General features: G+C 62.4%; 24 protein-coding genes. 2 read left to right on the forward strand and 22 right to left on the reverse strand.

Features of this window, described 5'->3' with window-relative positions; translation table 11 throughout:
- Window positions 1-90 precede the first annotated feature (90 nt).
- The 3 genes from HWE01_RS01225 to HWE01_RS01235 form a co-directional block, all read right to left on the reverse strand.
- Complete coding sequence (locus HWE01_RS01225) at window positions 91-1,128, reverse strand: Lnb N-terminal periplasmic domain-containing protein (protein WP_241820891.1); 1,038 nt, start codon at window positions 1,126-1,128, stop codon at window positions 91-93.
- Between the two features lie 33 nt (window positions 1,129-1,161).
- Window positions 1,162-2,019, reverse strand: a complete 858-nt coding sequence (locus HWE01_RS01230; protein ID WP_241820892.1) for an NAD-dependent protein deacetylase — start codon at window positions 2,017-2,019, stop codon at window positions 1,162-1,164.
- Between the two features lie 65 nt (window positions 2,020-2,084).
- Window positions 2,085-2,240, reverse strand: a complete 156-nt coding sequence (locus HWE01_RS01235; RefSeq protein WP_241820893.1) for a hypothetical protein — start codon at window positions 2,238-2,240, stop codon at window positions 2,085-2,087.
- Window positions 2,241-2,354: 114 nt separating this feature from the next.
- Here HWE01_RS01235 and HWE01_RS01240 point away from each other — a divergent pair, with 114 nt between their 5' ends.
- Together HWE01_RS01240 and mctP are read left to right on the forward strand one after the other, a co-directional pair.
- Window positions 2,355-2,534, forward strand: coding sequence for a DUF3311 domain-containing protein (locus HWE01_RS01240; RefSeq protein WP_175344172.1), 180 nt, complete (start codon window positions 2,355-2,357; stop codon window positions 2,532-2,534).
- On the forward strand, window positions 2,534-4,030 hold the full coding sequence (gene mctP / locus HWE01_RS01245; protein WP_008331527.1) for a monocarboxylate uptake permease MctP: 1,497 nt from the start codon (window positions 2,534-2,536) through the stop codon (window positions 4,028-4,030). Before HWE01_RS01240 ends, mctP begins: the two co-directional genes overlap by 1 nt.
- A 163-nt stretch (window positions 4,031-4,193) precedes the next feature.
- Here mctP and HWE01_RS01250 read toward each other — a convergent pair whose 3' ends face one another.
- The 19 genes from HWE01_RS01250 to aroA all read right to left on the reverse strand — a co-directional run bounded on the left by HWE01_RS01250 (window position 4,194) and on the right by aroA (window position 24,994).
- Window positions 4,194-5,948 (reverse strand): methyl-accepting chemotaxis protein, encoded by a 1,755-nt coding sequence (locus HWE01_RS01250; protein WP_241820894.1) that lies wholly within the window; start codon window positions 5,946-5,948, stop codon window positions 4,194-4,196.
- Between the two features lie 527 nt (window positions 5,949-6,475).
- Complete coding sequence (locus HWE01_RS01255; protein WP_241820895.1) at window positions 6,476-7,327, reverse strand: ABC transporter permease; 852 nt, start codon at window positions 7,325-7,327, stop codon at window positions 6,476-6,478.
- 36 nt (window positions 7,328-7,363) lie between these two features.
- Entirely contained in the window at window positions 7,364-8,173 is an 810-nt protein-coding gene (locus tag HWE01_RS01260; RefSeq protein WP_175344176.1) for an ABC transporter ATP-binding protein, read from the reverse strand.
- Window positions 8,174-8,298: 125 nt separating this feature from the next.
- The gene (locus HWE01_RS01265) at window positions 8,299-9,336 is read right to left on the reverse strand and encodes an ABC transporter substrate-binding protein (RefSeq protein ID WP_008331535.1); all 1,038 of its coding nucleotides are present in this window, start codon (window positions 9,334-9,336) and stop codon (window positions 8,299-8,301) included.
- A 103-nt stretch (window positions 9,337-9,439) separates the two neighbouring features.
- Complete coding sequence (locus HWE01_RS01270; RefSeq protein ID WP_241820896.1) at window positions 9,440-10,687, reverse strand: CaiB/BaiF CoA transferase family protein; 1,248 nt, start codon at window positions 10,685-10,687, stop codon at window positions 9,440-9,442.
- Between the two features lie 359 nt (window positions 10,688-11,046).
- Complete coding sequence (gene recR / locus HWE01_RS01275) at window positions 11,047-11,643, reverse strand: recombination mediator RecR (protein ID WP_008331539.1); 597 nt, start codon at window positions 11,641-11,643, stop codon at window positions 11,047-11,049.
- A complete protein-coding gene (locus tag HWE01_RS01280; RefSeq protein ID WP_008331540.1) occupies window positions 11,640-11,942 on the reverse strand; it encodes a YciI family protein in 303 nt (100 codons plus the stop codon). The genes recR and HWE01_RS01280 overlap by 4 nt, the downstream gene beginning before the upstream one ends.
- 99 nt (window positions 11,943-12,041) lie before the next feature.
- Window positions 12,042-12,368 carry a YbaB/EbfC family nucleoid-associated protein gene (locus HWE01_RS01285; protein WP_008331542.1) on the reverse strand — a complete coding sequence of 109 codons (327 nt, stop codon included), beginning with the start codon at window positions 12,366-12,368 and terminating at the stop codon, window positions 12,042-12,044.
- A gap of 82 nt (window positions 12,369-12,450) precedes the next feature.
- Complete coding sequence (locus tag HWE01_RS01290) at window positions 12,451-14,613, reverse strand: DNA polymerase III subunit gamma/tau (RefSeq protein ID WP_241820897.1); 2,163 nt, start codon at window positions 14,611-14,613, stop codon at window positions 12,451-12,453.
- 97 nt (window positions 14,614-14,710) lie between these two features.
- On the reverse strand, window positions 14,711-15,682 hold the full coding sequence (locus HWE01_RS01295) for a GGDEF domain-containing protein (protein WP_034351217.1): 972 nt from the start codon (window positions 15,680-15,682) through the stop codon (window positions 14,711-14,713).
- A 191-nt stretch (window positions 15,683-15,873) separates the two neighbouring features.
- The gene (locus HWE01_RS01300; protein ID WP_008331547.1) at window positions 15,874-16,317 is read right to left on the reverse strand and encodes a ComEA family DNA-binding protein; all 444 of its coding nucleotides are present in this window, start codon (window positions 16,315-16,317) and stop codon (window positions 15,874-15,876) included.
- A 133-nt stretch (window positions 16,318-16,450) separates the two neighbouring features.
- On the reverse strand, window positions 16,451-17,386 hold the full coding sequence (rfaE1, locus tag HWE01_RS01305; protein WP_008331548.1) for a D-glycero-beta-D-manno-heptose-7-phosphate kinase: 936 nt from the start codon (window positions 17,384-17,386) through the stop codon (window positions 16,451-16,453).
- A 37-nt stretch (window positions 17,387-17,423) separates the two neighbouring features.
- Window positions 17,424-18,803, reverse strand: coding sequence for a UDP-glucose dehydrogenase family protein (locus HWE01_RS01310; protein ID WP_241820898.1), 1,380 nt, complete (start codon window positions 18,801-18,803; stop codon window positions 17,424-17,426).
- A 37-nt stretch (window positions 18,804-18,840) separates the two neighbouring features.
- Window positions 18,841-20,016, reverse strand: a complete 1,176-nt coding sequence (gene lapB, locus HWE01_RS01315) for a lipopolysaccharide assembly protein LapB (protein ID WP_241820899.1) — start codon at window positions 20,014-20,016, stop codon at window positions 18,841-18,843.
- A gap of 16 nt (window positions 20,017-20,032) precedes the next feature.
- Window positions 20,033-20,359 (reverse strand): LapA family protein, encoded by a 327-nt coding sequence (locus HWE01_RS01320; RefSeq protein WP_008331551.1) that lies wholly within the window; start codon window positions 20,357-20,359, stop codon window positions 20,033-20,035.
- Between the two features lie 326 nt (window positions 20,360-20,685).
- Window positions 20,686-20,991 carry an integration host factor subunit beta gene (locus HWE01_RS01325; protein WP_006462119.1) on the reverse strand — a complete coding sequence of 102 codons (306 nt, stop codon included), beginning with the start codon at window positions 20,989-20,991 and terminating at the stop codon, window positions 20,686-20,688.
- 13 nt (window positions 20,992-21,004) lie between these two features.
- Window positions 21,005-22,720, reverse strand: a complete 1,716-nt coding sequence (gene rpsA, locus HWE01_RS01330; protein ID WP_008331552.1) for a 30S ribosomal protein S1 — start codon at window positions 22,718-22,720, stop codon at window positions 21,005-21,007.
- Window positions 22,721-22,936: 216 nt separating this feature from the next.
- A complete protein-coding gene (gene cmk, locus HWE01_RS01335; RefSeq protein WP_008331553.1) occupies window positions 22,937-23,605 on the reverse strand; it encodes a (d)CMP kinase in 669 nt (222 codons plus the stop codon).
- 57 nt (window positions 23,606-23,662) lie between these two features.
- On the reverse strand, window positions 23,663-24,994 hold the full coding sequence (aroA, locus tag HWE01_RS01340) for a 3-phosphoshikimate 1-carboxyvinyltransferase (protein WP_008331554.1): 1,332 nt from the start codon (window positions 24,992-24,994) through the stop codon (window positions 23,663-23,665).
- Window positions 24,995-25,028 lie beyond the last annotated feature (34 nt).

The raw sequence follows: 25,028 nt of genomic DNA on the forward strand, positions 1-25,028 counted from the left end.
TCGGCAACAAGGTATTTACGCGCTGGCCCCGGCCTCTGGCCAGGCTGCCGTAACCTGCGCGAAGATCGGGCTGCGCATGCACAACCCGTTTCAACGCCACTGGGCAGGAGCGATGCCCGGCACACCCCGCCGGATGCGCTCGCTGTAGTCCTGCTGCAGGCCGCTTTGTAAAGCGCGCTCGGTGATACGCCCGGCCTGGTGCAATTGAGCGAAGCTGTAGCCCGGCGTCAGCACACCGTGGTCGAATACATACTCGGCAAAGTAGCCGGAGAGCAGCAGTCGATAGTCCAGCGGCAGGGAGGGCGAGAGACGGCGTGCCAGTTCGAACACGATGGTGGTGCAGTTGCTGGTGAGGGTGTTGTAGAAACGCGGGCGCTCGCACAATTGCGCCGCGCGTTCGAGATAACCGAGGAAGACCTTGCGCAACTGATCCGGACGCAATTGCAGACGATACAGATACACATCCTCACCGCGTGCGTTGGTGCGGGTAAGGATGATGTCGCGCTCATCGGCAGCAACGATGACGGTCTCGAACTTGCGGAAGAATCCGCCCAGGGCGGAGAAGGCCTCGCCGCGTTCGCGCCGGATCTCCAGGGAGAACACCAGAGGCGGACCATCGGCAAAACCGAAGGACACCAGCGTGTGGGCAATGGCCGGCCCCATCCAGTAGGACAGCAGCAGATCGGCCGAGACCAGTTGCGACAGATCAACCTGGCGCGATTCCCAGACGATGTCGTAGTCGCTCTCAGTGCGCCAGGTGAAATTGCGCACATTGTCCAGTTTGACGACATCGCCCCGCACCTGCGACACCAGCATGCGCGCCACATCGTCAGCCCAGTCGCGCTCATGACTGGGGCGGATACCACTCCACCAGCCCGCCATGGCGATACCGGCCAGCACCAACAGCACTGGCCCCCAGCGCAAGGAAAGCGGGAGGCCGGGCAGCCCCGGCATCCCAGCCACCAGCGCCAGCGTCGCAGCCGACGGCAGACTCCACAGTGCGATGGCCGCGATGCGCAGCCATGCGGCCCGCGCAAGCTGGAACCACAACGCAAACCCGCCCCATATCGCCAGGCCCAGCGTGAGCAGGCCCAACACCATCATCATCACAGCATGTACCAGCCCCATCGGCATCCATCCCCGGCTTGATCAAGGCGCCGCTCAGGCCCCCAGCAAACTCGCCAGGCGCGGCAAGACCACGTCGGCATCCTCGCGCAACTTGAAGGCCAGCAATCCATCGGCGCGCGTGATGCCGCGATTGACTGCCACCACCGGTTTGCCCGCAGCGGCCACCATGCGCGCAAAGCGAAAGCCCGACAACACCATCAGCGAAGAACCTATCACCAGCATGGCATCACAGCTCCGGGCCATCGCTTCGGCCTTTGCACTGCGTGCGGCCGGTACGCCATCACCGAAGAACACCACGTCCGGTTGCAGCATGCCACCACAGGCTGCGCAGGTCGGTACATGAAAGGCGGCATCGGCCTCCGGTTCCAGCCGGGCGTCGCCATCGGGCAGGACCTCGGCCTGCAGATGGACGAAATCGGGATTGCCGCGCAGCAGCTCCTGCTGGATCTGGGCACGTGGATAGACCGTGCTGCAGCCCAGGCAACGTACCGCATGGATGCTGCCGTGCAGTTCGGTCACCTCGCCGCTGCCCGCCCGCTGGTGCAGGCCATCGACATTCTGGGTGAGGATGCTGCCGAGGTAACCGGCCTGCTGCAGTCGCGCCAGCGCCCGGTGCGCTGCATTGGGCGCGGCCTGTGCCAGGCGCGGCCAGCCCAGCATGCTGCGCGCCCAGTAGCGCTTGCGGGCTGCTTCGGACTGGCGAAACTCGGCCCCTTGAATGGGCAGGCGGCCACGACGCACACCACTGTCGTCACGATAATCGGGGATGCCGGAGGCCGTGCTGACGCCGGCGCCGGTCAGGACCAGCACCTGACGATGGGTCTTGAGCAATTGCGCCAGCGCGGGCAGGAGATCGACGGCCTCCTCGGCAACAGACAGGCTCTCGCTCATGGGCTAACTCGCTGGAAAATCAGGACAGCCGCCAGCCTACGCGAATTCACGCAAGCCTGCAGAGCTCAGGCGTATGGTTGCAGGCCGTGCGCCGGCGACACCCGCGCCAGTTCACCCAAGGTCGTCAACAGGGCCGGATAAGCGAGCAGCGCGCCAACGGCGTTCGCCGAACTGTCCTGGATCCGCTCATCCTGCCGGCTCACCTGGCCGAGATCGAACACGTTTGCCGGATTCTCCCTATAATTCGCCTGCAACTTTCAAGGCGCCCCAGGCCCGCAAGGCCGGGCGGCGCCGACATAAAAATTCTTCCGCCAAAAGTTCGAGGAGCATCAATCATGCGGCTATTACTTCTGCTGCCTTTCATCGGCCTGCTCTGGGTCCCCTTCTACAACGCCGAATTGCCCAGCCTGTTCGGCTTCCCCTTCTTCTACTGGTACCAGTTTGCGTGGGTGCCGCTGACATCATTCATCATCTGGCTGGTCTATCGTGATGGCCTGAAGAAGGGAGTCCAATAATGGAGGCGTCCAACATCCACTGGACCGCACTCTGGGTCTTCCTGTTCTTCTTTGCCCTGGTCACCGTGATGGGCTTTCTGGCCTCCAAATGGATGGCCGGCGGTAGCAGCAACAAGGGTGCCCACCTCGATGAGTGGGGCCTGGGCGGCCGCAACTTCGGGACCTGGATCACCTGGTTCCTGGTCGGTGGCGACTTCTATACCGCCTATACCGTCATTGCGGTGCCGGCACTGGTCTATGCGGTGGGAGCCTATGGCTTCTTCGCCCTGCCCTATACCATCCTGGTCTATCCCATCGTGTTCGTGATCATGCCCAAGCTGTGGCATGCCGCCCACAAGGCCGGCCACGTGACAGCCGCCGATGTGGTGTGGGGACGCTATCAGTCGCGTCCCCTGGAGTTCGCCATCGCACTGACCGGTGTGATCGCCACCATGCCCTACATTGCCTTGCAGCTCATCGGTATGGAAGTGGTCATCAAGGCCCTTGGCCTGAGTGGTGAACTGCCGCTGCTGGCGGCCTTCGTGATCCTGGCGCTGTACACCTACTCGGCCGGCCTGCGGGCTCCGGCGCTCATCGCCTTCGTCAAGGACATCATGATCTACATCGTGGTGCTGGTGGCGGTGGTGGTGGTACCGGCCAAGCTGGGCGGCTACGGCGCAGTGTTCAACTCGGCACGCGAGGCCTTTGCGCTCAAGGGCGGTGCCACCGGCCTGACCTTGAAGCCCACGCAGTTCCTGCCCTTCGCTTCGCTGGCATTGGGCTCGGCACTGGCGGCCTTCATGTATCCGCATACCCTGACCGGCATCTTCGCGGCCAAGGATGCCAATACCATCCGCAAGAACGCCGTCTTCCTGCCGGCTTATACGGTGCTGCTGGGACTGATCGCGCTGCTGGGCTACATGGCCTACGCGGCTGGCATCAAGGTGCAGGCCAACAACGACGTCGTGCCGGCACTGTTCAATGGCCTCTTCCCGAGCTGGTTTGCGGGCTTCGCCTTTGCCGCCATCGCCATCGGTGCGTTGGTGCCAGCGGCGGTGATGTCCATCGGTGCCTCCAACCTCTTCACCCGCAACTTCTGGAAGCCCTACGTCAATCCTGGCATCAGCCACGAAGGTGAAGCCAAGGTGGCCAAGGTGGTGTCGCTGGTGGTCAAGTTCGGTGCGCTGGTGTTCATCCTGTTCCTGCCGACCAAGTTCGCGCTGGACCTGCAATTGCTGGGCGGCGTGTGGATCCTGCAAACCTTCCCGGCGCTGGTCTTCGGGCTCTTCGTGAGCTGGTTCGGTGCCCGCGCGCTGCTGTGCGGCTGGGCCGTGGGCATCATCGGCGGCAGCTGGCTGGCCTTCACCGACGGCATCAAGCCGGTGCACAGCTTCATCGTCAGCGGCCAGACCTATACGCTCTACACCGGCATCATTGCGCTGGCCCTGAACGTGGTGGTCGCCGTCATTGCCAACCTGATCCTGGGCAAGGGCTCGCAGCCTGCATTGAAGCGTTGATGCAAAGAGACATCGCTACCTTCGGGTGCGATGTCTCTGCACATCGGCCTGTCGCAGGCCAGCGCCGGCGTTATCCCGAAAGTTGCAACGACCGGCGTAAAAAATGCTCCTCATCGAGGAGCATTTTTTTTTCGTTCTTCAAACCGAGGGCAGACCTGCCGGATCAGAACTCCTCCCAATCCGCAGCCCCCTCTTTCGTCGCTTTCTCGGTCTTCACGCTACCCAAGGCCGGGGTCTCGGACATCTTGGGCTTGGCTTTCGGACTCGGGGATGGGGCGATCATTCTTTCCTTGGGCTCTCGGTGAGCAGGACCTGCCGGTGCCTTTCCCGCCTCCATGGCCCTCGGTTTTGCAGAGGTATTGCGGGATGGTTCAATCGGGCCGCGGTCCGCGGACTCCACCCTGAAGAAGGCGACTGCGCCCGCCAGACGATCGGCTTGGTCCTGCAGGGATTTGGAGGCGGCTGCAGCTTCTTCAACCAGCGCCGCGTTCTGCTGAGTCGCCTCATCCATGAGCGTGATGGCCTGATTGACCTGGCCGATACCATCGCTCTGTTCACTGCTTGCCGCCGTAATCTCGCTGACCACATCGGTGACACGCTTCACGCTGGAAACCACCTGCTCCATGGTCGATCCAGCCTGCTCCACCAGTCTGCTGCCTTCATCCACCTTGGCCACGGTGTTGTCGATCAGCTCCTTGATTTCCTTGGCCGCTGCTGCCGAACGCTGGGCCAATGTGCGGACCTCCGAGGCGACCACGGCAAAGCCGCGCCCTTGCTCGCCGGCACGGGCTGCTTCCACGGCGGCATTTAAGGCCAGGATGTTGGTCTGGAACGCGATGCCATCGATGACGCTGATGATGTCGACGATTTTGCGAGAGGCTTCGTTGATGTCCACCATGGTGGTGACCACGTGTCCGACGACTTGCCCTCCCTCTGTCGCCACATGGGAGGCCGCGTCGGCCATCTGGTTGGCCTGGCGGGCGTTGTCGGCATTCTGCTTGACGGTGGAGGTCAGCTCTTCCATGGCAGAGGCGGTTTCCTCCAGGGAACCTGCCTGCTGTTCGGTACGCGAAGAGAGGTCGATATTGCCGGCGGCGATTTCCCCTGAGGCAACGGCGATGGTATTGACGCTGGCACGGACCTCCGTGACCACGTTGGACAGATTGGAGACCATGCTCCCCAACGCCCGCTGGAGCTGACCGATTTCATCGTTGGAAGCGGTACTGATGCGCAGCGTCAGATCGCCCTGGGCGACAGCCTCGGCGGTCGAGACGGCCATTCTGAGCGAGTTCCCGATATTCCTTGCCAGCAATACCCCGATGCAGCCGATCACCACGGCCATCAGGGCACTGATGATCAGCGCAACGGCAGTGGCCTGGTTCTTGGTGTCGGAGGCAGTCTGGGCAGCCGTTTGACCGAGTTTCACGTTGTATTTCTTGTGTTCCTCAAGCGCGCTCATCATTGCATCGGCAACTGGCTGGCTCGACTCCAGGCCAGCGAGCGCTGCTGCCTGATCTGTCAGCGCCTGTGCGATCAACTTGGTACGCAGGTCCTCGTATGCGGCAACGCGCTTGCGTACTTCCTTGAGCAGATCAGCGTCAGTGGCATCGGTGAGGTCTTCCTTCTCATAGGTCGCGAACGCCTTGTCCAGGCTGGCACGGGCGGCCATCATACTTTTTTCGGCTTCCTGGCGGACCGCAGGATTGGGCGCCGAAATGTACTTCCTGAGCGAGAGCTGGATGGTGTACACCGCATCAACCGCTCGGTCGAGTTCAAGGATGCTGGGGACGGTATTGATGGTTGAATAGCTGGCCGCCGTATTGACGCGATCAATCTGGTAAGTACCGACACCAGCCAACAGCAGCATTCCGACAATGGCGATGGCAATCATCGCGTAGAGCTTTCTGGCAATAGTCATGGGAAACTCCGGTCAAGTGGCAGCGGATCACCATCCTAACCATGCAGACCAACGGGCAATGAGTGAAACAGCGGTGTAAACCACCCATTTTTCATCAATGCTGCAATAGGCCGCAAAGCCTTTTGCAGACTGAGTTTCTGCGTTTTTTCCTCATCAAACCTCACCACGCCGCAGACCAGCACGGCGCTACAGATTTCCGTGCATCAAGACGCTGGACATCCTTTGTCGATGACGCTGCGCACATGGCGGCGCAGTCAGGATCAGCTTCCCCATCTCACCCCAGAGAGCCAGCTCAATTCCGACGATACTTCAGCCACTTCGCTGACCTTGATGTTGGTGACACCTGCAACGGCCAGCCATGCGATTCCCTCTTGCCGACAAGAGCCGCAATTCCCCCGGTTTTGCACACAAAACGTCACTACATCAAAGAAAAAAGGGCAGCGGTATCGCCTACCGCTGCCCTTTTGCGCCGGGTCTGGCGCGTGGAGCTTCATATCGCCCCAACACCGCCCCCTCAAGGCACCGACTCAGAGTTTCTCGGTCTCACCGCTCTTGGGCTGCCACTTCATGAGCCGCTTTTCGATGACGCCCACCGCCAGGTCCAGCACCAGGGCAAAGATGGTCAGCACGACGATGCCGGCAAAGACGGTGTTGATATCGAAGGTCCCTTCGGCCTGCAGGATCAGGTAGCCGACGCCGCGCGCCGAGCCCAGGTACTCACCCACCACCGCACCGACGAAGGCCAGGCCGATGGAGGTGTGCAGGCTGGAGAACACCCACGAGGTGGCCGAGGGCAGATAGACCGTGCGCAGCAGCTGGCGCGCATTGGCGCCCAGCATGCGGGCATTGGCCAGCACCACCGGGCTGACTTCCTTGACGCCTTGATAGACGTTGAAGAAGACGATGAAGAACACCAGCGTCACCGCCAGCGCCACCTTGGACCAGATGCCCAGGCCGAACCACATCGCAAAGATCGGCGCCAGGATCACGCGCGGCATGGAATTGGCCGCCTTCACATAGGGATCGAGAATGGCCGAGGCGGTCGGCGAGAGCGCCAGCCACAGGCCGATGGCCAGACCGAAGACGGTGCCGATGATGAAGGCCAGCACGGTTTCGCTGAGGGTGATCAACAGGTGTGAATAAATCTCCGCCGGGAAGTTGAGCGTGAAGAAGGTCGTGTCGCCAATACCTACTTCCAGCGAGCCGCTGCCCACGGTGAACCACTCCCAGATGCGCTGTGCCACCTTCAGCGGTTCGCCGAAGAAGAAGGCGGTCTGAGGATTGCGCGTGGCCACGTGCCAGACCAGCAGCACGATGGCCAGTACCATCAGTTGCCAGAAACGGATGTTCTTGTGATTCGGTTTAAATAATTTCCACATGATGCTGATTCTCTTCCCTGATCTTTTTCGCCCGGCTTAGGCTGCGCGCTTCTGTTGTTGATAACCCTTGAGGACTTCATCGCGCAGCACATCCCAGATCTGCTGGTGCAGTTCGACGAAGCGCGGGTGCATGCGAATCTCGGCCACGTCGCGCGGACGCGGCAGGTCGATGCGGAATTCGCCGATGGGGTGCGTACCGGGGCCGGCCGCGAGCACGATGACGCGGTCGGACATGGCGATGGCTTCATCGAGGTCGTGGGTGATGAAGAGCACGGCTTTCTTCTTGGCGTTCCACAGGTCCAGCACTTCGTTTTCCATCAGCTGGCGGGTCTGGATGTCCAGGGCCGAAAAGGGCTCGTCCATGAGGATGATGTCGGGGTCGAGGATGAGCGTCTGCGCCAGCGCCACACGCTTGCGCATGCCGCCCGAGAGCTGGTGCGGATAGCGGTCGCCGAAGCCTTGCAGGCCCACGCGGGACAGCCATTGCTGGCCCAGTTCCTGGGCCGCCTTTTCATCATGGCCGCGATACTGCAGGCCGGCAATCACGTTCTGCAGCGCGCTGCGCCAGGGCATCAGCGCCTCGGCCTGGAACATGTAGCCGGCGCGACGGTTGATGCCCTTGAGTTCTTCACCGAAGACCTTGACGCTGCCCGACGAGGGTTGCAACAGACCGGCCCCGACATTGAGCAGGGTGGACTTGCCGCAGCCGGTCGGGCCGACCACGGAGACGAATTCACCCGGTGCAATCGAAAGATCGGTATTGGCCACGGCGGTGTAGCGCTGGGAACGGTCGTCCTTGGAGACGAAGGTGCAGGTGATGTTGTCGAACTGGAGTGCTGGCGTCATGGCAATGCGGGCCGCTGCGGCCCCGTTGGAGGATACGTAGGGAACTGGCAGGCCCCGGCCCCAGATGTGCAAATGCCCGTTGCCGGGCATTTGCGCTGCAGTCGCACAGGCCGGGAGCGCTGCGCTTACTTGTACTTGGCGTTGGCTTTCTGCACGAAGGAATTGGTGAAGGTCTTGGACAGGTCGATCTGCTTGTCGGCCAGCGAGGGCTCGAAAGCCTTCAGGGTACGCAGCGCCGTGTCCGGGCCGCCCGGCGGGAAGTAGCCGTCCGGCGAGATGGCCTGGCGCACCTTCATGAAGGCGTCGATGTAGAGCGCGCGGTCACCCAGCAGATAGCTTTCCGGGACGGCCTTGATGATGTCGGAAGGGCCGGCCTTCTGGATCCACTTCAGCGCGCGCACCATGGCATTGGTCAGGGCTTGCGTGGTGTTGGGATACTTCTGGATGAAGGCGGCCGGTGCATACAGGGTCGCAGCAGGCATCGGGCCACCGAAGACGTCATTGGTATCCTTCAGGGTGCGGGTGTCGGCGATGGTCTTGATCTCGTTGTGCTGCTCGAGCATGGAAATCACCGGATCGAGGTTGGCGATCGCATCGATCTGCCCCGAGCGGATGGCCGAAATGGCACCGGCTGAGGCGCCCACGCCGATGAAGGAAACATCGGAGGGCTTCAGGCCCGCCTTGGCCAGCACGTAGCTGGCCATGATGCTGGTGGAGGAGCCGGGGGCGGTGACGCCGATCTTCTTGCCCTTGAGGTCAGCCACGGTCTTGTAGTTGGGCATGGTCTTGTTGTTGACCGCCAGCACGATCTGCGGAGCGCGACCCTGCAGCACGAAGGCCGTGATGGGCTGGTTCTTGGCCTGCATGTTGATGGTGTGCTCATAAGCGCCCGAGACCACGTCGGCACTGCCGCCGATCATGGCCTGCAGTGCCTTGGCACCACCGGCGAAGTCGGAGATCTCGACCTGCAGACCCTCATCCTTGAAATAGCCGAGCTGCTCGGCGATGGTCAGGGGCAGATAATAAAACAGGTTCTTGCCGCCCACGGCAATGGAGACCTTGGGTTTTTCCAGTGCCTGCGCACCGGCGCTGCCGTTGAATGAAAAGTAGCCGGCCAGGAACAGGCCAGCGGCGATCAGCAATTGCTTCCAGCTCAATTTCATTATGTCTCCTCCTTGTGTGGATGGGGTACTGCTTGTTGTACAGCTTGTTGTACCGCTTGTTGCCGGCGACCCCGTGGAGGGAGTCTGCCTTTGTCATGCCGCTTCAGAGAACGCCTTCGTCCCGCAGCTTCTTGATGTGGGCCTCATCATACCCCAGCGATTGCAGGATTTCATCGCTGTGGGCACCCAGCTCCGGCCCCAGCCATCTGGTCTGGCCGGGCGTCTCGGACATCTTGGGCGTGATGCCCGGCAGCTTGACCGCCGTACCGTCGGCGAACTGGTGCTGCTCGAACATGTCGCGCGCCAGGAATTGCGCATCGTTCATCATGTCCTTGACCGAATAGATCTTGCCGACCGGCACATCGGCGGCCTGCAGCGTGGCCAGGGCGCCATCGATGGTCTGCGTGTCGCACCACTGCTGGATGGCGGCATCGATTTCCTCGGTGCGCGGCACCCGGCCATCGTTGCGCGCCAGGCCGGCATCGCTGGCCATGTCGTGGCGGCCGATGGCGACCATCAGGCGCTTGAAGATGGCGTCACCGTTGCCGGCGATGACGATGTTCATGCCATCGCCCGTCGTATAGGTGTTGGACGGCACGATGCCCGGCAGAGCGCCGCCCGTCCGTTCACGCACCACACCGGCGAAATCGAATTCGGGCACCATCGATTCCATCATGTTGAAGACGGCTTCATACAGGGCAACATCCACCATTTGCCCCTGCCCTGCCACGCACTGGGCGCCGGACTTGCCGTTCCAGCGACCACCGGTGACATCGCGATGACGCAGCGCCATCATGGCACCGATCACGCCGTGCAGCGCTGCGATGGAGTCGCCGATGGAAATGCCGATGCGCACCGGCGGACGGTCCGGATGACCGGACACGTAGCGGATGCCGCCCATCGATTCACCGATGGCACCGAAGCCCGGCAGGTCGCGCAGCGGACCGGTCTGACCGTAGCCGGACAGGCGCACCATGATGGTGGCCGGGTTCAGCTGCCTGAGGTCGTCGTAGCCGAGCTTCCATTTCTCCAGTACGCCGGGCCGATAGTTCTCGATGATGACGTCGGCGTCCAGGGCGAGCTTGCGGGCGATCTCCTGGGCGCGCTCATCCTTCATGTTCAGGGTGATGCTCTTCTTGTTGCGCGCCTGGACCGACCACCACAGCGAGGTGCCGTCCTTGAGCACGCGCCACTGACGCAAGGGATCCCCATTGCCTGGGGCTTCGATCTTGATGACCTCGGCACCGAACTCGGCCAGCATGCGCGAGCAGAAGGGCCCCGCAATCAGCGTGCCCAGTTCGAGTACCTTGATGCCGGCCAGCGGACCGGGCTTGGATGTGGCTGTGCTCATCGTGCTTGCACCGGATGCCTGGCAGAAGCGGCCTGCGGGCGTTCCGATGTTCTCCTCTCTGTCGATGCTGCGGGATCCGGCTCTTGTGGGGGTATGGCCGGTGTCCTGGAATGCAGTGGATTCGGGTGATGCTGCGCGGCGGGCAAGAGCACGGCACGGTGTGCGGGTTGATCAACACCTTGCAGCTCCTGGCCTGACGTCATACGTGCGCGCCGGCAGCCCACATTCTATTGCAGCATGCGCGCAATGTCGCGCATTTTGACCGTCATTGGCGACGTCATGCCTGCAAGTTTTTCATCTGAAAACGATCTCCCGGGCATCGGGTACGCAGCGGACGAGCATGGGCCGTCGCCTGCCGCTCAGGTAGTACGGCGATCCAGCATGGCGCGGGCGATGGTGCCGGCGTCCACGTATTCCAGTTCACCGCCGACCGGTACACCCCGCGCCAGACGACTGACCTTCAGGCCGCGGGCCTTGAGGGTTTCGCTGATGTAGTGGGCGGTGGCTTCCCCCTCGTTGGTGAAATTGGTGGCCAGTACGACTTCGCTGACCACGCCATCGGTGGCACGGGTGATGAGTTTTTCGAGATGGATGTCGCGCGGCCCGATCCCGTCCAGCGGCGAGAGTCGGCCCATGAGTACGAAGTACAAGCCCTTGAAGGTCAGCGTCTGCTCGATCATGACCTGGTCCGAGGGCGATTCCACCACGCACAGCTGAGTGTGGTCGCGCTGGCTGTCCTGGCAGGTTTCGCAGACGACCTGTTCGGTGAAGGTATTGCACAGCGCGCAATGACGGATGGTATCGAGCGCCTTGGCCAGCGACTGGCTCAGGTCGGCGGCAGCGTCGCGATCGTGCTGCAGCAGGTGGTAGGCCATGCGCTGCGCGGTCTTGGGGCCGATGCCGGGAAGCCGGCGCAGCGATTCGGTCAGGAGGGTGAGACTGGAGGGCGTTTTCAATTGCGGTCTACGGAATAGCGGAAGGCTTCCAGCGCCTCTGCCGTCATGGAGGGGACGAATTCGATGATCTCGTATTCGGCCACGCCACCGATGAAGAAGGGATCGGATTCCATGATGGCTTCGATCTCGGCACGGTCGGCACAGTCGGCAATGATGATGCCGCCGGTACGCGGCACCTTGCGGCCGGACATCAGGAATACGCCCTCGGCATATTGCTGGTTGAGGAATTTCTTGTGCGCAGTCAGCAAGGAATCGATTTCGCTTGCCGGCCTGGTGTATGTGATCGAGACGATGAACATGGTGCCTCCACTAAGCAATCCTGCATTCCATCAGAATCAGACTGTCCCGCGCGATGCTGCCTGCGCCCGGCGGCACTGGCCACCGGGCAGAGGAGCGCATCAGAACGGCATCTTGAAGCCCGGGGGCAGCGGCATGCCGGCGGTGACGCCCGACATCTTTTCCTGGGCGGTGGCTTCGGCCTTGCGCACGGCATCGTTGAAGGCGGCGGCGACCAGGTCTTCCAGCATGTCCTTGTCGTCAGCCAGCAGCGACGGGTCGATGGAGACGCGCTTGACGTCGTTCTTGCAGGTCATCACGACCTTCACCAGGCCGGCGCCGGACTGGCCCTCGACTTCGATGCTGGCCAGCTGTTCCTGGGCCTTCTTCATGTTGTCCTGCATGGCCTGTGCTTGCTTCATCAGACCTGCCAGTTGACCTTTCATCATGCTCATTGCTCCTTGTTTCAATTCACGGAATTCTATCGCGTTTGGGCAGACGGTCGGCAATCCTTGCCTCGCCGTCCATGCCTCACAACGCCTGGATCGACCCCGGCACGATGGACGCGCCGAACTCGCGCATCATGCTCATCACGAAGGGATCGCTCTTCATCTTCTGTTCGGCCTTGCGCTGGCGCTCGGCACGTTCGGCCTCGGCCACGGCATTGGCGGTATCGGCCACGGCGCCGATCTCGGTCTCGACCCGGATTTCCTTGCCAAAACGCTCAGACAGGGCCGCGACCAGTTTTTCGATGCTGCCCGAGGAACGCAGGGTTTCCAGCGGGATACGCAGGTGGAAGCAGACGTTGCCGCCATTGAGCGCCTCGCAACGCACCAGTTCGCTCTGGAAGGCCATCTGGTGTGCCACGCCGCGCAGCGCGGTGAGACTGGCCGCCAGCGTCGGCCAGTGGCCATCCCAACCCAGTTCGGCGGCAATGCGTGCGGTTTCCTGCTGCTGCGCGGGAGTGGCGGCCGGACGCTGGGGCGCGGGAGGTTCTGCGGGTGCCGCTGCGGAGGTGGCAGGAGCAGGCGCAGTATCCATTCTTTCTTCGGCAAAGCCGGGCATCGGCACCGCGGGCGGCATGGCGGACGAACCGGTATCGTCTTCCCAGGGGGGGATGGCGTCGAAGGGAGGTGGCTCGGGCATGTCCGGCGGGATCGACTGCGCAGCACGGCCCGCCTGCGACGGCACCACGGCTGGGGCGGTCGGCGCTGGTGCACTGGCAACTGCTGCGGGGGCAACCGAGGGAACGGGTGCCGTCGACGGTGCTGGCGCTGCCGGCCGGGCAGCCGCCTTGCCGCCCTTGCCGCCGCGCAGGGCCATGAGCGCCGCCTCGCGTGCCGAGGTCGGTGCAGCCGGCGCAGCAGTGGCGGCAGCAGGCGTTGCCGCAGGCGCCGATACCGGCGGCGGCGTCTGGCTTGGTGCAAGTGCAGGTGCTGGTGCCGGAGTCGGCGCAGCGGCAGCCTGCGGTTGCGCACGGTTGACCGGAGCGCTCGTCACGGCGGCCTGCGGCGCCAGCAGGGGTGCGGCCTGGCGCGGCCCGGCCGCACGGCCGCCACCGGGCGCGGGCGGGAGCGGTGCGCTGGCGCTGGCACTGACCGGACGGAAGGCCAGCATACGCAGCAGGGTCATGCTGAAACCTGCATATTCGTCAGGGGCCAACCCCAGTTCATTGCGGCCATGGACGGCGATCTGGTAGAACAACTGCACATGCTCCGCACTGAACTGGCCGGACAGGCGCAGAATATCTTCACGATTGGGCAGGTCATCGGCCAACGCGGCCGGCACGGCCTGGGCCAGCGCGATCTGATGCAGCAGCGTGCCCAGATCCTGCAGAGCGGCGTTGTAGGACAGGCTGCGGGTGGCCATGTCATCGGCCACAGCCAGCAGCGCGGCGCCGTCCTGGAGCGCCAGGGCATCGAGGATGCGGATCAGGTAGGACTGGTCGAGCGCACCCAGCATGCCCTGCACGGCTTCCAGCGTGACCTTGCCGGCGGCATAGGCGATGGCCTGGTCGGTCAGCGAGAGCGCATCGCGCATGGACCCGGATGCGCCTTGCGCCAGCAGGCGCAGCGCGGGCGGATCGAATTCGATGCCTTCCTGGTTCAGGATGTTGTCGAGATGGCCGATGATGTGGCCCGGTGGCATCTGCTTGAGGTTGAACTGCAGGCAGCGCGACAGCACGGTCACGGGAATCTTCTGCGGATCGGTGGTGGCCAGGATGAACTTGATGTGCTCGGGCGGCTCTTCCAGCGTCTTCAGCATGGCGTTGAAGGCGTGGTTGGTGAGCATGTGCACTTCGTCGATCATGTAGACCTTGAAGCGCGCGTTCGAGGGAGCATAGATGGCCTGTTCCAGCAACTGCGCCATCTCGTCCACACCGCGGTTGGAGGCGGCGTCCATCTCGATGTAGTCGACGAAGCGGCCGGCATCGATGGCCACGCAGGCCTCGCACACGCCGCAGGGCGCAGCGGTGATGCCGCCGCTGCCGTCGGGACCGACGCAATTGAGCGACTTGGCCAGGATGCGCGAGAGCGTGGTCTTGCCCACGCCGCGGGTGCCAGTGAAGAGATAGGCGTGGTGCAGCCGCTGCTGTTCGAGCGCGTGCGTCAGCGCGCGCACGACGTGTTCCTGGCCGACCAGGGTGTCGAAGCTGCGGGGACGGTATTTGCGGGCGAGAACTTGATAAGACATGGAGTGGCTGCCGTGGGCTTTTTGGCTCAGGGGGGCATTTTAAGCTATTTCGCCGCCGCCAACGCCTTTGCCTGCACGCTGCCGCCCTGCCCCGGCATCAGGCCGGTGCGCGACGCGCCTTCTTCTGCGCATACATGGCCAGATCGGCGCTGTGCAGGAGCGCTGCCAGGTCGGCGTGTTGCTGCGGATCATATTGCACCACGCCCACGCAATAATCGAGCTGATACTGGCGCCCAGCGCTCTGGTTGAAGACTTGCAGGGCCCCCTGCAGATGCTCCAGCACCACCGGGACGTCGGACAGCGCGGTATTGGTCAGGAAGACCGCGAATTCATCCCCGCCCAGGCGACCGATGACATCGGACTCGCGCAGACTGGTCAGCAGCAGCCCGGCAAAATCGGCCAGCGCCAGGTCGCCTTCGGCGTGACCGAAGCGATCATTGATCTGCTTGAAATGATTGAGGTCGAATCCCAGCATGCAGGCTGGCCGGCCGGTGCGCTTGCCGGTGGCCATGGCATGCCGCGCCAGCGACTCGAAACCGCGCCGGTTGGATACGCCGGTCAGCTCGTCGATGGTGGCCAGTTTCACGGCGGCCAGCTCCTGCTCCACCATGGCCGCCAGATCCTTGAGCAAGGCCTGCTCATCGGCCTCAAAAGCGCGCGGCCGGGTATCGACCAGGCACAGCGTACCGAGGGTGAAACCGCTCTCGCTCTTGATGGGGCATCCCGCATAGAAACGGATGAAAGGTTCGCCGGTGACCTGCGGATTGTCGGCGAAGCGCGGATCGAGCCGGGCATCAGGCACGATGGTCAGACCTTCATGCAGGATGGCATGGGCGCAGAAGGAAACGTCGCGCGAGGTCTCGGTGGCATCTCCCATGCCGACACAGGACTTGAACCACTGGCGATGGACATCGATCATCGTCACCACCGCCATCGGCACATCGAACAACCGCCGCGCCAGGCGGGTCAGACGGTCGAATCGTTCTTCGCGCGGGGTATCGAGGATGCGCAGCGAATGCAGGGCGTCGATACGGGCGGCTTCATTGGCGGGCAGCTCGGCGATTCTCATGGTCATCAGCACAGAATGGACGTGGGTACCACCTTTAACGACAGGCTGCGAATGACTTTAACCCCAAATTTTTGGAGAAACAAGAATTAGTTTTTCACAATTGCACCACCGCTTGTCGGCTTTTGCTGTCAGCCGCTGCATCCTTGTCGAGCACGAATGACAGGCTCCCCTCTCCCCGGCCTGCCACGCGCTTACTTGCCGGCCGCCGCCTTTTCAGGAGCCTTGTCGGCGGGCTTGTCCGTCATTTTTTCCGCTGCCTTGTCGTCGGACCTGGCGGACCTGGCAGCGCCCTCCCCGGCCTTGTTCTCAGCCCGTGAGGACTTGCCTTGCCTGCCGTCCTTGGGTGCCGTTGCGGCCGCCCCCGCCTTGGCCTGCCCGTTGACCGTCAGTCCGTTGGCGGACAGCTTCACGGCCGCCTTGTCCTTGATGCCCTTGACGCGCTGTTCCAGGTCGGCCCAGTCCTTGAAGGCGCCGCCTTTCTGGCGCTCTTCCAGGATGCGTCTGGACATGGAAGGTCCGATTCCGCGTACGCCGTCCAGCGCGGCCTGGTCGGCCTTGTTGACGTCCACCTCGGCCCAGGCCAGGGCGGTGGCGGCGAAGAAGCTGAGGATGAACAACAGGGTTTTCTTCAACATGATGTTTCCTTTCGACTTGCAACGTTCGGTTGGAGGAAAAACAAAGGGCAGCCCACCCGAAGGTGGACTGCCCTTGCTCAACGAAAACCGCACCAGCCTGTTGACCGAAATTGCGCTAGAAATCGCCCTCAAATCAGGCTGCGAGCAATTCCTCGCGCGTGACGGTGGCCGTGCCCAGCTTGCCGACCACGATGCCGCCGGCGCGATTGGCCATGGTCACCGCATCGACCAGCGAAGCGCCCGCACCCAGCATCACGGCCAGGGTGCCGATGACGGTATCACCGGCACCGGAGACGTCATACACCTCACGCGCCATGGTCGGGAAGTGCGTAACTTCACCATCGCGATAGAGGCTCATGCCTTCTTCCGAACGGGTCAGCAGCAGGGCTTCGAGATCGAGTTCGGCGCGCAGCTTCTGGGCGCGTGCAGTGAGCTCTTCCTCGTTCTTCCACTGGCCGACGATACGCACCAGTTCCGACTTGTTGGGCGTGAGCACGGAGGCCCCCGCATAGCGCGCGAAATCATCGCCCTTGGGATCGACCAGGATGCGCTTGCCCAGCTTCCGGGCGGTGGCGATCATCTCAGCCACGTTGACCAGACCGCCCTTGGCGTAATCGGAAAAAATGATCACATCGTAGTCAGCCACCAGTGAATTGAATTGCGTGAGCTTGTCGCGCAACACCGTATCGGTCGGGGCTTCCTCGAAATCGATGCGCACCAGTTGCTGCTGGCGACCGATCACGCGCAGCTTGACGATGGTGGAGATGCTGGGGTCGCGGTTGAGATGGCTGCGGATGCCCATCTCGCCCAACATGCTGTCCATCACGCGGGCCGGTTCATCGTCGCCGGTCACGCCCAGCAGCGCCGTCTGCGCACCCAGGCTGGCGGTATTGCGGGCGACGTTGGCGGCGCCGCCCAGGCGCTCTTCCTTGCGTTCGACGCGCACCACCGGGACCGGGGCTTCGGGCGAGATGCGATTGACTTCCCCGAACCAGTAACGGTCCAGCATGACGTCGCCAACGATGAGGATGCGGGCCGCATCCCAGGCGGTCGCGATGTTCTTGTCCACGATGTGCTCTACCTTCCTATCCAGATTGCGCGGGGGCTTATTGCACGCGCGCTTGCAGTGAACGGCCGATGCCGTAGTACTCGATGCCACTGTCGGCCATGAGCTGCGGATCGAACAGGTTGCGCCCGTCGAAGATCACCGGATGGTTCAGCGCTGCCTTGACGCGTTCGAAATCGGGGCTGCGGAAGGCCTTCCATTCCGTGACGATGGCCAGGGCATCGGCGCCTTGCAGCGCGTCCATCGGCGAAGAGGCAAAGCGGATGCGCTGCAGGCCGGCGCTCTCCTCGGCAAAGTCCAGTTCCAGTACGCGGGCTGCTTCCTTCATGGCCACCGGATCGTAGACCGCCACGCTGGCACCGCGCCGCACCAGTTCACCGATCAGCACGCGCGAGGAGGCTTCACGCATGTCATCCGTGTTGGGCTTGAAGGCCAAGCCCCAGATGGCGAAGTGCTTGCCGGACAGGTCCTGGCCAAAGCGCGTCACTACCTTCTTGCCCAGCACGTGCTTCTGCAGGTCGTTGACCTGCTCCACGGCGCGCAGGATCAGCAGCGACTGGTCGTAATCACGCGCGGTACGTTCCAGGGCCTGCACATCCTTGGGGAAGCAGGAGCCGCCATAGCCGCAGCCGGCATACAGGAAGCTGTGGCCGATGCGCGGATCGGAGCCGATGCCGTGGCGCACCGATTCGATATCGGCACCGACACGATCAGCCAGGTTGGCCAGTTCGTTCATGAAGGAAATGCGCGTGGCCAGCATGGCGTTGGCGGCGTACTTGGTGAACTCGGCCGAACGCACGTCCATCCAGTAGGTGCGTTCATGGTTGCGGTTGAAGGGGGCGTAGAGCTTCTTCATCAGGGCCTGGGCGCGCAGGCCATCGGCGGTCTGATCATGGCCGATGACGATGCGGTCAGGGCGCATGAAGTCCTCGACAGCAGCACCTTCCTTCAGGAATTCCGGATTGGAGACGACCGAAAAATGCAGCTCGGTCTGGTCGCGTGCGACCAGTTCTTCCCTGATCGCTGCCGTGACGCGGTCGGCCGTACCGACCGGCACGGTGGACTTGTCCACCACCACCTTGAAGCCCTGCATGTGACGGCCGATATTACGGGCCGCCGCCAGCACATATTGCAGGTCGGCCGAACCGTCTTCATCAGGCGGGGTGCCTACGGCGATGAACTGGATGTCCCCATGGGCCACGCTGGCGGCCACGTCGGTGGAGAACTGCAGGCGGCCAGCCGCGCGGTTGCGCGCCACCACTTCTTCCAGACCGGGTTCGTGGATGGGAATGCCACCGTTGTTGAGAATGTCGACCTTGCGCTGGTCGACATCCAGGCAGAATACGTCGTTACCCAGTTCGGCCAGACAGGCGCCGGTCACCAGGCCTACGTAGCCGGTGCCGATGATGGTGATTTTCATGGTAGATCCAGAGGTTCAAGGTCGGCCCGCGAGGGCTTCAATTCATGACATTCAATTCTTCTGTGCGGCGCGGCGGATAGGTCTCCCACTGGCTGCAACCCGGGCATTGCCAATAGAACTGACGCGCCTTGAAGCCGCAGTGGCTGCACTGGTAGCGCGCCAGCTTCTGGGTGTAACCGTGCACCAGGGTCTTGACCACGGCCAGCTCGGGACGTACGGTCTGGGGCGCACTCATCATGCGCGCTTCCAGGAACTTGTCCAGGCCCAGCAGCGTCGGGGTGCGACGCAATTCGTCGCTCACCAGTACGTTGGCCGCATCGATGCCATCAGCGTCCAGCACCGCCTTGAAGACCACTTCCAGCAGGTCGATCGAGGGCGCTTCGGCCAGGTAGGCGCGCAGCAGGTTGATGCCCTCCTGCGGACGGCCCACGGCAATGTAGCCATCCATGAGGCGCTGTGCCACCAGGGCGGTGTGCGGCACGCTCTGGTGCTCGACGCGGCGCCAGGTTTCCAGCGCACCTTCGATATCGCCGCGCGCGCGCAACGCGTCGCCCATGAGCATGGTGGCGCGCACGCTCTTGCGGTCGGCGGCCAGGGCCTTGTCCAGCAAGGCCATGGCCGCCTCGGTATTGGTGCGCACCAGTTCGTCGGCAGCCAGTTCGCAGTAGAACTGGGCAATCTCGCGCTGGCGTCCACCGGCGCCGGTGGCCTGCAGGATCTCGGCAGCGGAGATGGCACGCTCCCATTCCTTCTCGCGCTGGTAGATTTCCAGCAGGGCGCGTCCGGCCTGGGCGCTGTAGGGGGTGTCGATGAGCTTGTTGAAGGTTTCTTCAGCACGGTCCAGCAGACCCGCCTTCAGGTAATCCTGGCCCAGCTCGTAGAGTGCATGGCCATGATGCTCGGCCGGCAGGTCGGGACGCGCCAGCAGGTTCTGGTGCACACGGATGGCGCGCTCGGTCTCGCCACGGCGGCGGAACAGATTGCCCAGGGCGAAGTGCAATTCCACCGTTTCAGGGTCCAGCTTGACGATCTCGATGAAGGCATCGATGGCCTTGTCGGGCTGCTCGTTGAGGAGGAAATTGAGCCCCTTGAAATAGCCGCGCGGCAGAGTACGCGACTCGGAGAGCAACTGGTTGATATCCACCCGCGCAGCAATCCACCCCAGGCCGAAGAAGACCGGGATGCCGAGCAACCACCAAAATTCAAATTCCATAAATAGTGAAAGACAATTAGAGGATGTGCTGCGCAGTGATGACGCTGTCAGGTTGCGGCGGCTGGGCCTGCACCTGGGCGATTTCTTCCTGTTGCTTCTGAACTTGCGACAGCGCCTTCTTGTAGCGCGTGGCTTCGCGGCGGTGGCGCAGCACCAGCGGTGCCATGGCCAGCACGCCCAGGACGGCGCCGATCACGAAGAAGGCCAGCAGCACCAGCACCAGCGGGTCGGTACGTTCATAGCCGAGGAAGAAGTGCATGGTCACTTCCTGAGTATTGCGCAGCGCAAAGAAGAAGAAGAACACGAACAGGATGGCCGCGATCAATCGGGACAGTATTTTCATGGCGTAATCCTTTCTGGCGGGTCGTGATATTGCCCGAAGGCAGGCAGGCCAGGCTCGCCGGTAAGCGGTGCCGGTCTGCAGCATTATTGCGCTGGACGGAAAAATCGCGCCTGTTTCGCGCGCATTCCCGGTCAATCCGGGGTAGATCGGGATTGTACGTGAAAAAAAACGGCATCCAAAGATGCCGTTCATTTTGTTGATCTGCCTTTACACCCGTTCACCTGGCGATGTCCGAATGTGCAGCATTCAACGATTATTACTGCTCGCGGGCGCAGAAAACTTCATTTGCGCCCGGCAAGAACTGTCTGGTCACAGGCTCAGCCGGGTCAATCCTCGCGGATTGGCTGGCCGACCATCGCATCGACGCGTTCGCGCAATTCCTTGCCCGGCTTGAAGTGGGGGACCCGTTTTTCAGGGACCATCACCTTGTCGCCGGACTTGGGATTGCGGCCGATACGCGGCGGACGGCGGTTGAGCGCGAAGCTGCCAAAACCACGGATCTCGATGCGCTGGCCGGTCGCGAGAGCGTCGACCATGGCATCGAGGATGGTTTTGACCGCGTAATCCGCATCCTTGGCAACAAGTTGCGGATAACGCTCAGCCAGACGGGCGATCAGCTCCGACTTTGTCATCGTGACCGGAAGATCAGTTCTTGTTGTCGAGCTTGGCCTTGAGCAGCGCGCCCAGGCTGGTGGTGCCCGAAGCAGCGTTGGAGTCAGCCGACATCTTCTGCATGGCTTCCTGGGTCTCGGCGTTGTCCTTGGCCTTGATCGACAGCTGGATGCTGCGTGCCTTGCGGTCGATGTTGATGACCAGGGCTTCGACAGCGTCGCCCACCTTCAGGTGGGTACCGGCATCTTCCACGCGGTCGCGGGAGATTTCGGAAGCGCGCAGATAGCCTTCGACTTCGTCGGTCAGCTGGATCACGGCGCCCTTGGGCTCAACCGACTTGACGGTACCGGTCACGATCGCACCCTTGTCGTTCAGGGCAGCGAAGTTGTTGAACGGGTCGCCTTCCAGTTGCTTCACGCCCAGGGAGACGCGCTCGCGTTCCACGTCGATGGCCAGCACAACGGCTTCCAGCTCGTCGCCCTTCTTGAACTTGCGCACGGCTTCTTCGCCAGCTTCGGTCCAGGACAGGTCGGACAGGTGCACCAGGCCGTCGATGTTGCCCGGCAGGCCGATGAAGACGCCGAAGTCGGTGATCGACTTGATCGAACCCTTGACCTTGTCGCCCTTCTTGTGGCTCATGGCGAAGTCGTCCCACGGGTTCGGCTTGCACTGCTTCATGCCCAGGGAGATACGACGACGCTCTTCGTCGATTTCCAGAACCATGACTTCGACTTCGTCGCCCAGCTGGACAACCTTGTTCGGGGCCACGTTCTTGTTGGTCCAGTCCATTTCGGAGACGTGCACCAGGCCTTCGATGCCTTGTTCGACTTCCACGAATGCACCGTAGTCGGTCAGGTTGGTGACCTTGCCGAACAGGCGGGTGCCTTGCGGGTAACGACGCGACAGGCCGGTCCACGGATCGTCGCCCAGTTGCTTCACGCCCAGGGAGACGCGGTTCTTCTCTTGATCGTACTTGAGGACCTTGGCGGTGATCTCTTGACCAACCGACAGCACTTCCGACGGGTGACGCACACGACGCCATGCCAGGTCGGTGATGTGCAGCAGGCCGTCGATGCCACCCAGGTCAACGAACGCACCGTAGTCGGTGATGTTCTTGACGATACCGGTGACGACGGTGCCTTCCTTCAGGGTTTCCATCAGCTTGGCGCGCTCTTCGCCCATCGAGGCTTCGATCACGGCACGGCGCGACAGAACGACGTTGTTGCGCTTGCGGTCCAGCTTGATGACCTTGAATTCCAGGGTCTTGCCTTCGAACGGAGTGGTGTCCTTGACCGGACGGGTGTCGACCAGCGAACCCGGCAGGAAGGCACGGATGCCGTTGGTCAGAACGGTCAGGCCGCCCTTGACCTTGCCATTGACGGTACCGGTGACGATCTCGCCGGACTCCATCGCCTTTTCCAGCGAGAGCCACGATGCCAGACGCTTGGCCTTGTCGCGCGACAGGATGGTGTCGCCGAAACCGTTTTCCAGGGATTCGATCGCAACGGAGATGAAGTCGCCGACGTTGACTTCGACTTCGCCGTTGTCGTTCTTGAATTCTTCAACAGGGATGAAGGCTTCGGACTTCAGGCCGGCGTTGACGATCACGAAGTTGTGATCCAGGCGCACGACTTCTGCCGAGATGACTTCACCCGAACGCATGTCCTGACGCGACAGCGATTCTTCGAACAGAGCAGCAAATTCGCTGGAGGTATCAACACCTGCAGCGATAACGGTAGTGGTAGACATAAAAGAAAGTAAGAAAGATTGGCCGGTATCCGTGTGATGCAATCAGGCTGACTTGCACTGCCGTCTTCGTTGCCGCCGACGACATGGGTACTGGGTTAGGTTTATCAACACCCGTCAGACTTTGCATCTGCCGGGCACCAATGGCACTACGGGTACAACAAGGACTTGCCCATGATGGGTCCTGAACATGCCGTTTCAAGCGGATTGCAACGGATTTCAGTGCCCCAGGGCAGCGTACCAGCTGAGTACCTGCTGCACCGCTTCGTCAGCGGTCATGTCGGATGTATCCAGGTGATATGCGCCCTCCGCAGCCTTCAAGGGGGCCGACGAGCGGTTCATGTCGCGTTCGTCGCGCTCCTTCAAATCTCTGGAGAGGTCTTCGATATTAGCAGAAAAACCCTTGTCAATCAATTGCTTATAGCGCCTTGTGGCGCGTGCTTCCACACTGGCAGTCAAAAATACCTTCAAGCGGGCAGCGGGGAAGATGACGGTACCCATGTCACGGCCATCGGCCACCAGGCCCGGAGGTTTCCTGAATGACAACTGAAGTCCGTACAGGGCCTGGCGAACCGAGATCAGCGCGGCGATCTTGGAGGCGGTATTGCCGACCTCCTCGGCGCGGATAGCCTGGGTCACGTCTTCATTGGCCAGGAAGATATGGGCTCCATCGAAGTGGCAGTGCAGGTGTTCGGCAGCCTTGGCCAGGGCATGTTCATCGTCCAGCGCGATGCCGCGACGCAACACGGACAGTGCCGTCAGGCGGTACAGCGCGCCCGAATCGAGGTAATGGAAACCCAGTTCACGCGCCACTTTCTGGGCCACGGTGCCCTTGCCCGAGGCAGTGGGGCCATCGATGGCGATGACCGGTATCTTTGCTTTTTCCATGGCCTGAACCCTTTATCTGTGAATAATTTAGTGTAATTCCGTCAAACACAGGGTTTATCAGATCAAGGTTTGTTCGGCAATCTTTTTGAAGACGTCGAAGTAATCCGGGAAGGTCTTGGCCACGCACTTGGGATCGTTGATACGGATACGGTTGCCACGCCGCAATGCACCATCCAGCGCCGCCAGCGAGAAGCACATGGCCATGCGGTGGTCATCGTAGGTATCGATGGCGGCCGTACCGATCTCGGCCGGAGGCGTCACCGTCAGGTAGTCGGCGCCCTCTTCCACCTGCGCGCCCAGCTTGCGCAATTCGGTCGCCATGGCCGCCAGGCGGTCGGTTTCCTTGACGCGCCAGCTGGCGATGTTGCGCAGGGTACTGGGACCGTCGGCATAAAGCGCGGCCACGGCGATGGTCATCGCCGCGTCGGGAATGTGGTTGAAGTCGGCATCGATGGCCTTGAGCGGGCCGTTGGAGGAGGCTTCGATCCAGTTCTCGCCCATGGTGATGGTGGCACCCATCTGCTCCAGCGCTTCGACGAAGCGCACGTCGCCCTGGATGCTGTCGCGGCCCACGCCCTCGACCCGGATCGGGCCGCCGGTGATGGCACCGGCCGCCAGGAAGTAGGAGGCCGAGGACGCATCGCCCTCGACATGGATGCTGCCGGGGCTGCGGTAATGCTGGCCCGCCTTGATGGTGAACTGTTGCCAGCCGTCCCGTTCGACTTCCACACCGAAGCGGCGCATCAGGTTCAGGGTGATCTCGATGTAGGGCTTGGAGATGAGCTCACCCACCACCTCGACCTGCATGGCCTCTTCACGTGCCATCAGAGGAGCCGCCATCAGCAAGGCCGTCAGGAACTGGCTGGAGACATTGCCGCGCACCTTCATGCGCGAGGACGCGAGCTGGCCACGACGGATGTGCAGGGGTGGATAGCCGGGATTGCCGGTGTACTCGATACGCATGCCGACGGCATTCAGGGCATCCACCAGGTCGCCAATCGGACGCTCGTGCATGCGCGGCACGCCATGCAGCGTGTAGTCGCCGCCCAGCACGGCCAGGGCTGCGGTGAGCGGACGGATGGCGGTACCGGCATTGCCCATGAAGAGATCAGCCTGGTGCACCGGCAGCATGCCGTTGACGCCATGGACGATGTAATCCTGGGTCCCTTCGATCTGCTCCCACTTCACGCCCAGCGTCTGCAGGGCCATCAGCATGACCAGCGTATCGTCTGAAGCCAGCAGGTCGAAGATGCGGGTAGTACCGCCCGAGAGCGCCGCCAGCAGCAGGATGCGGTTGGAGATGCTCTTGGAGCCCGGCAACTTGACCGTGCCTTGCACGTGCGGGACCGGATTCAGATCGATATGGCGGGGGTAGGAAGGCTGTTTCATCTTGCTGGCTTTTCTGTGGATGATTCGTTGGAGG

Source organism: Herbaspirillum sp. C7C8, assembly GCF_022627875.1.
GTDB lineage: Bacteria > Pseudomonadota > Gammaproteobacteria > Burkholderiales > Burkholderiaceae_D > Herbaspirillum.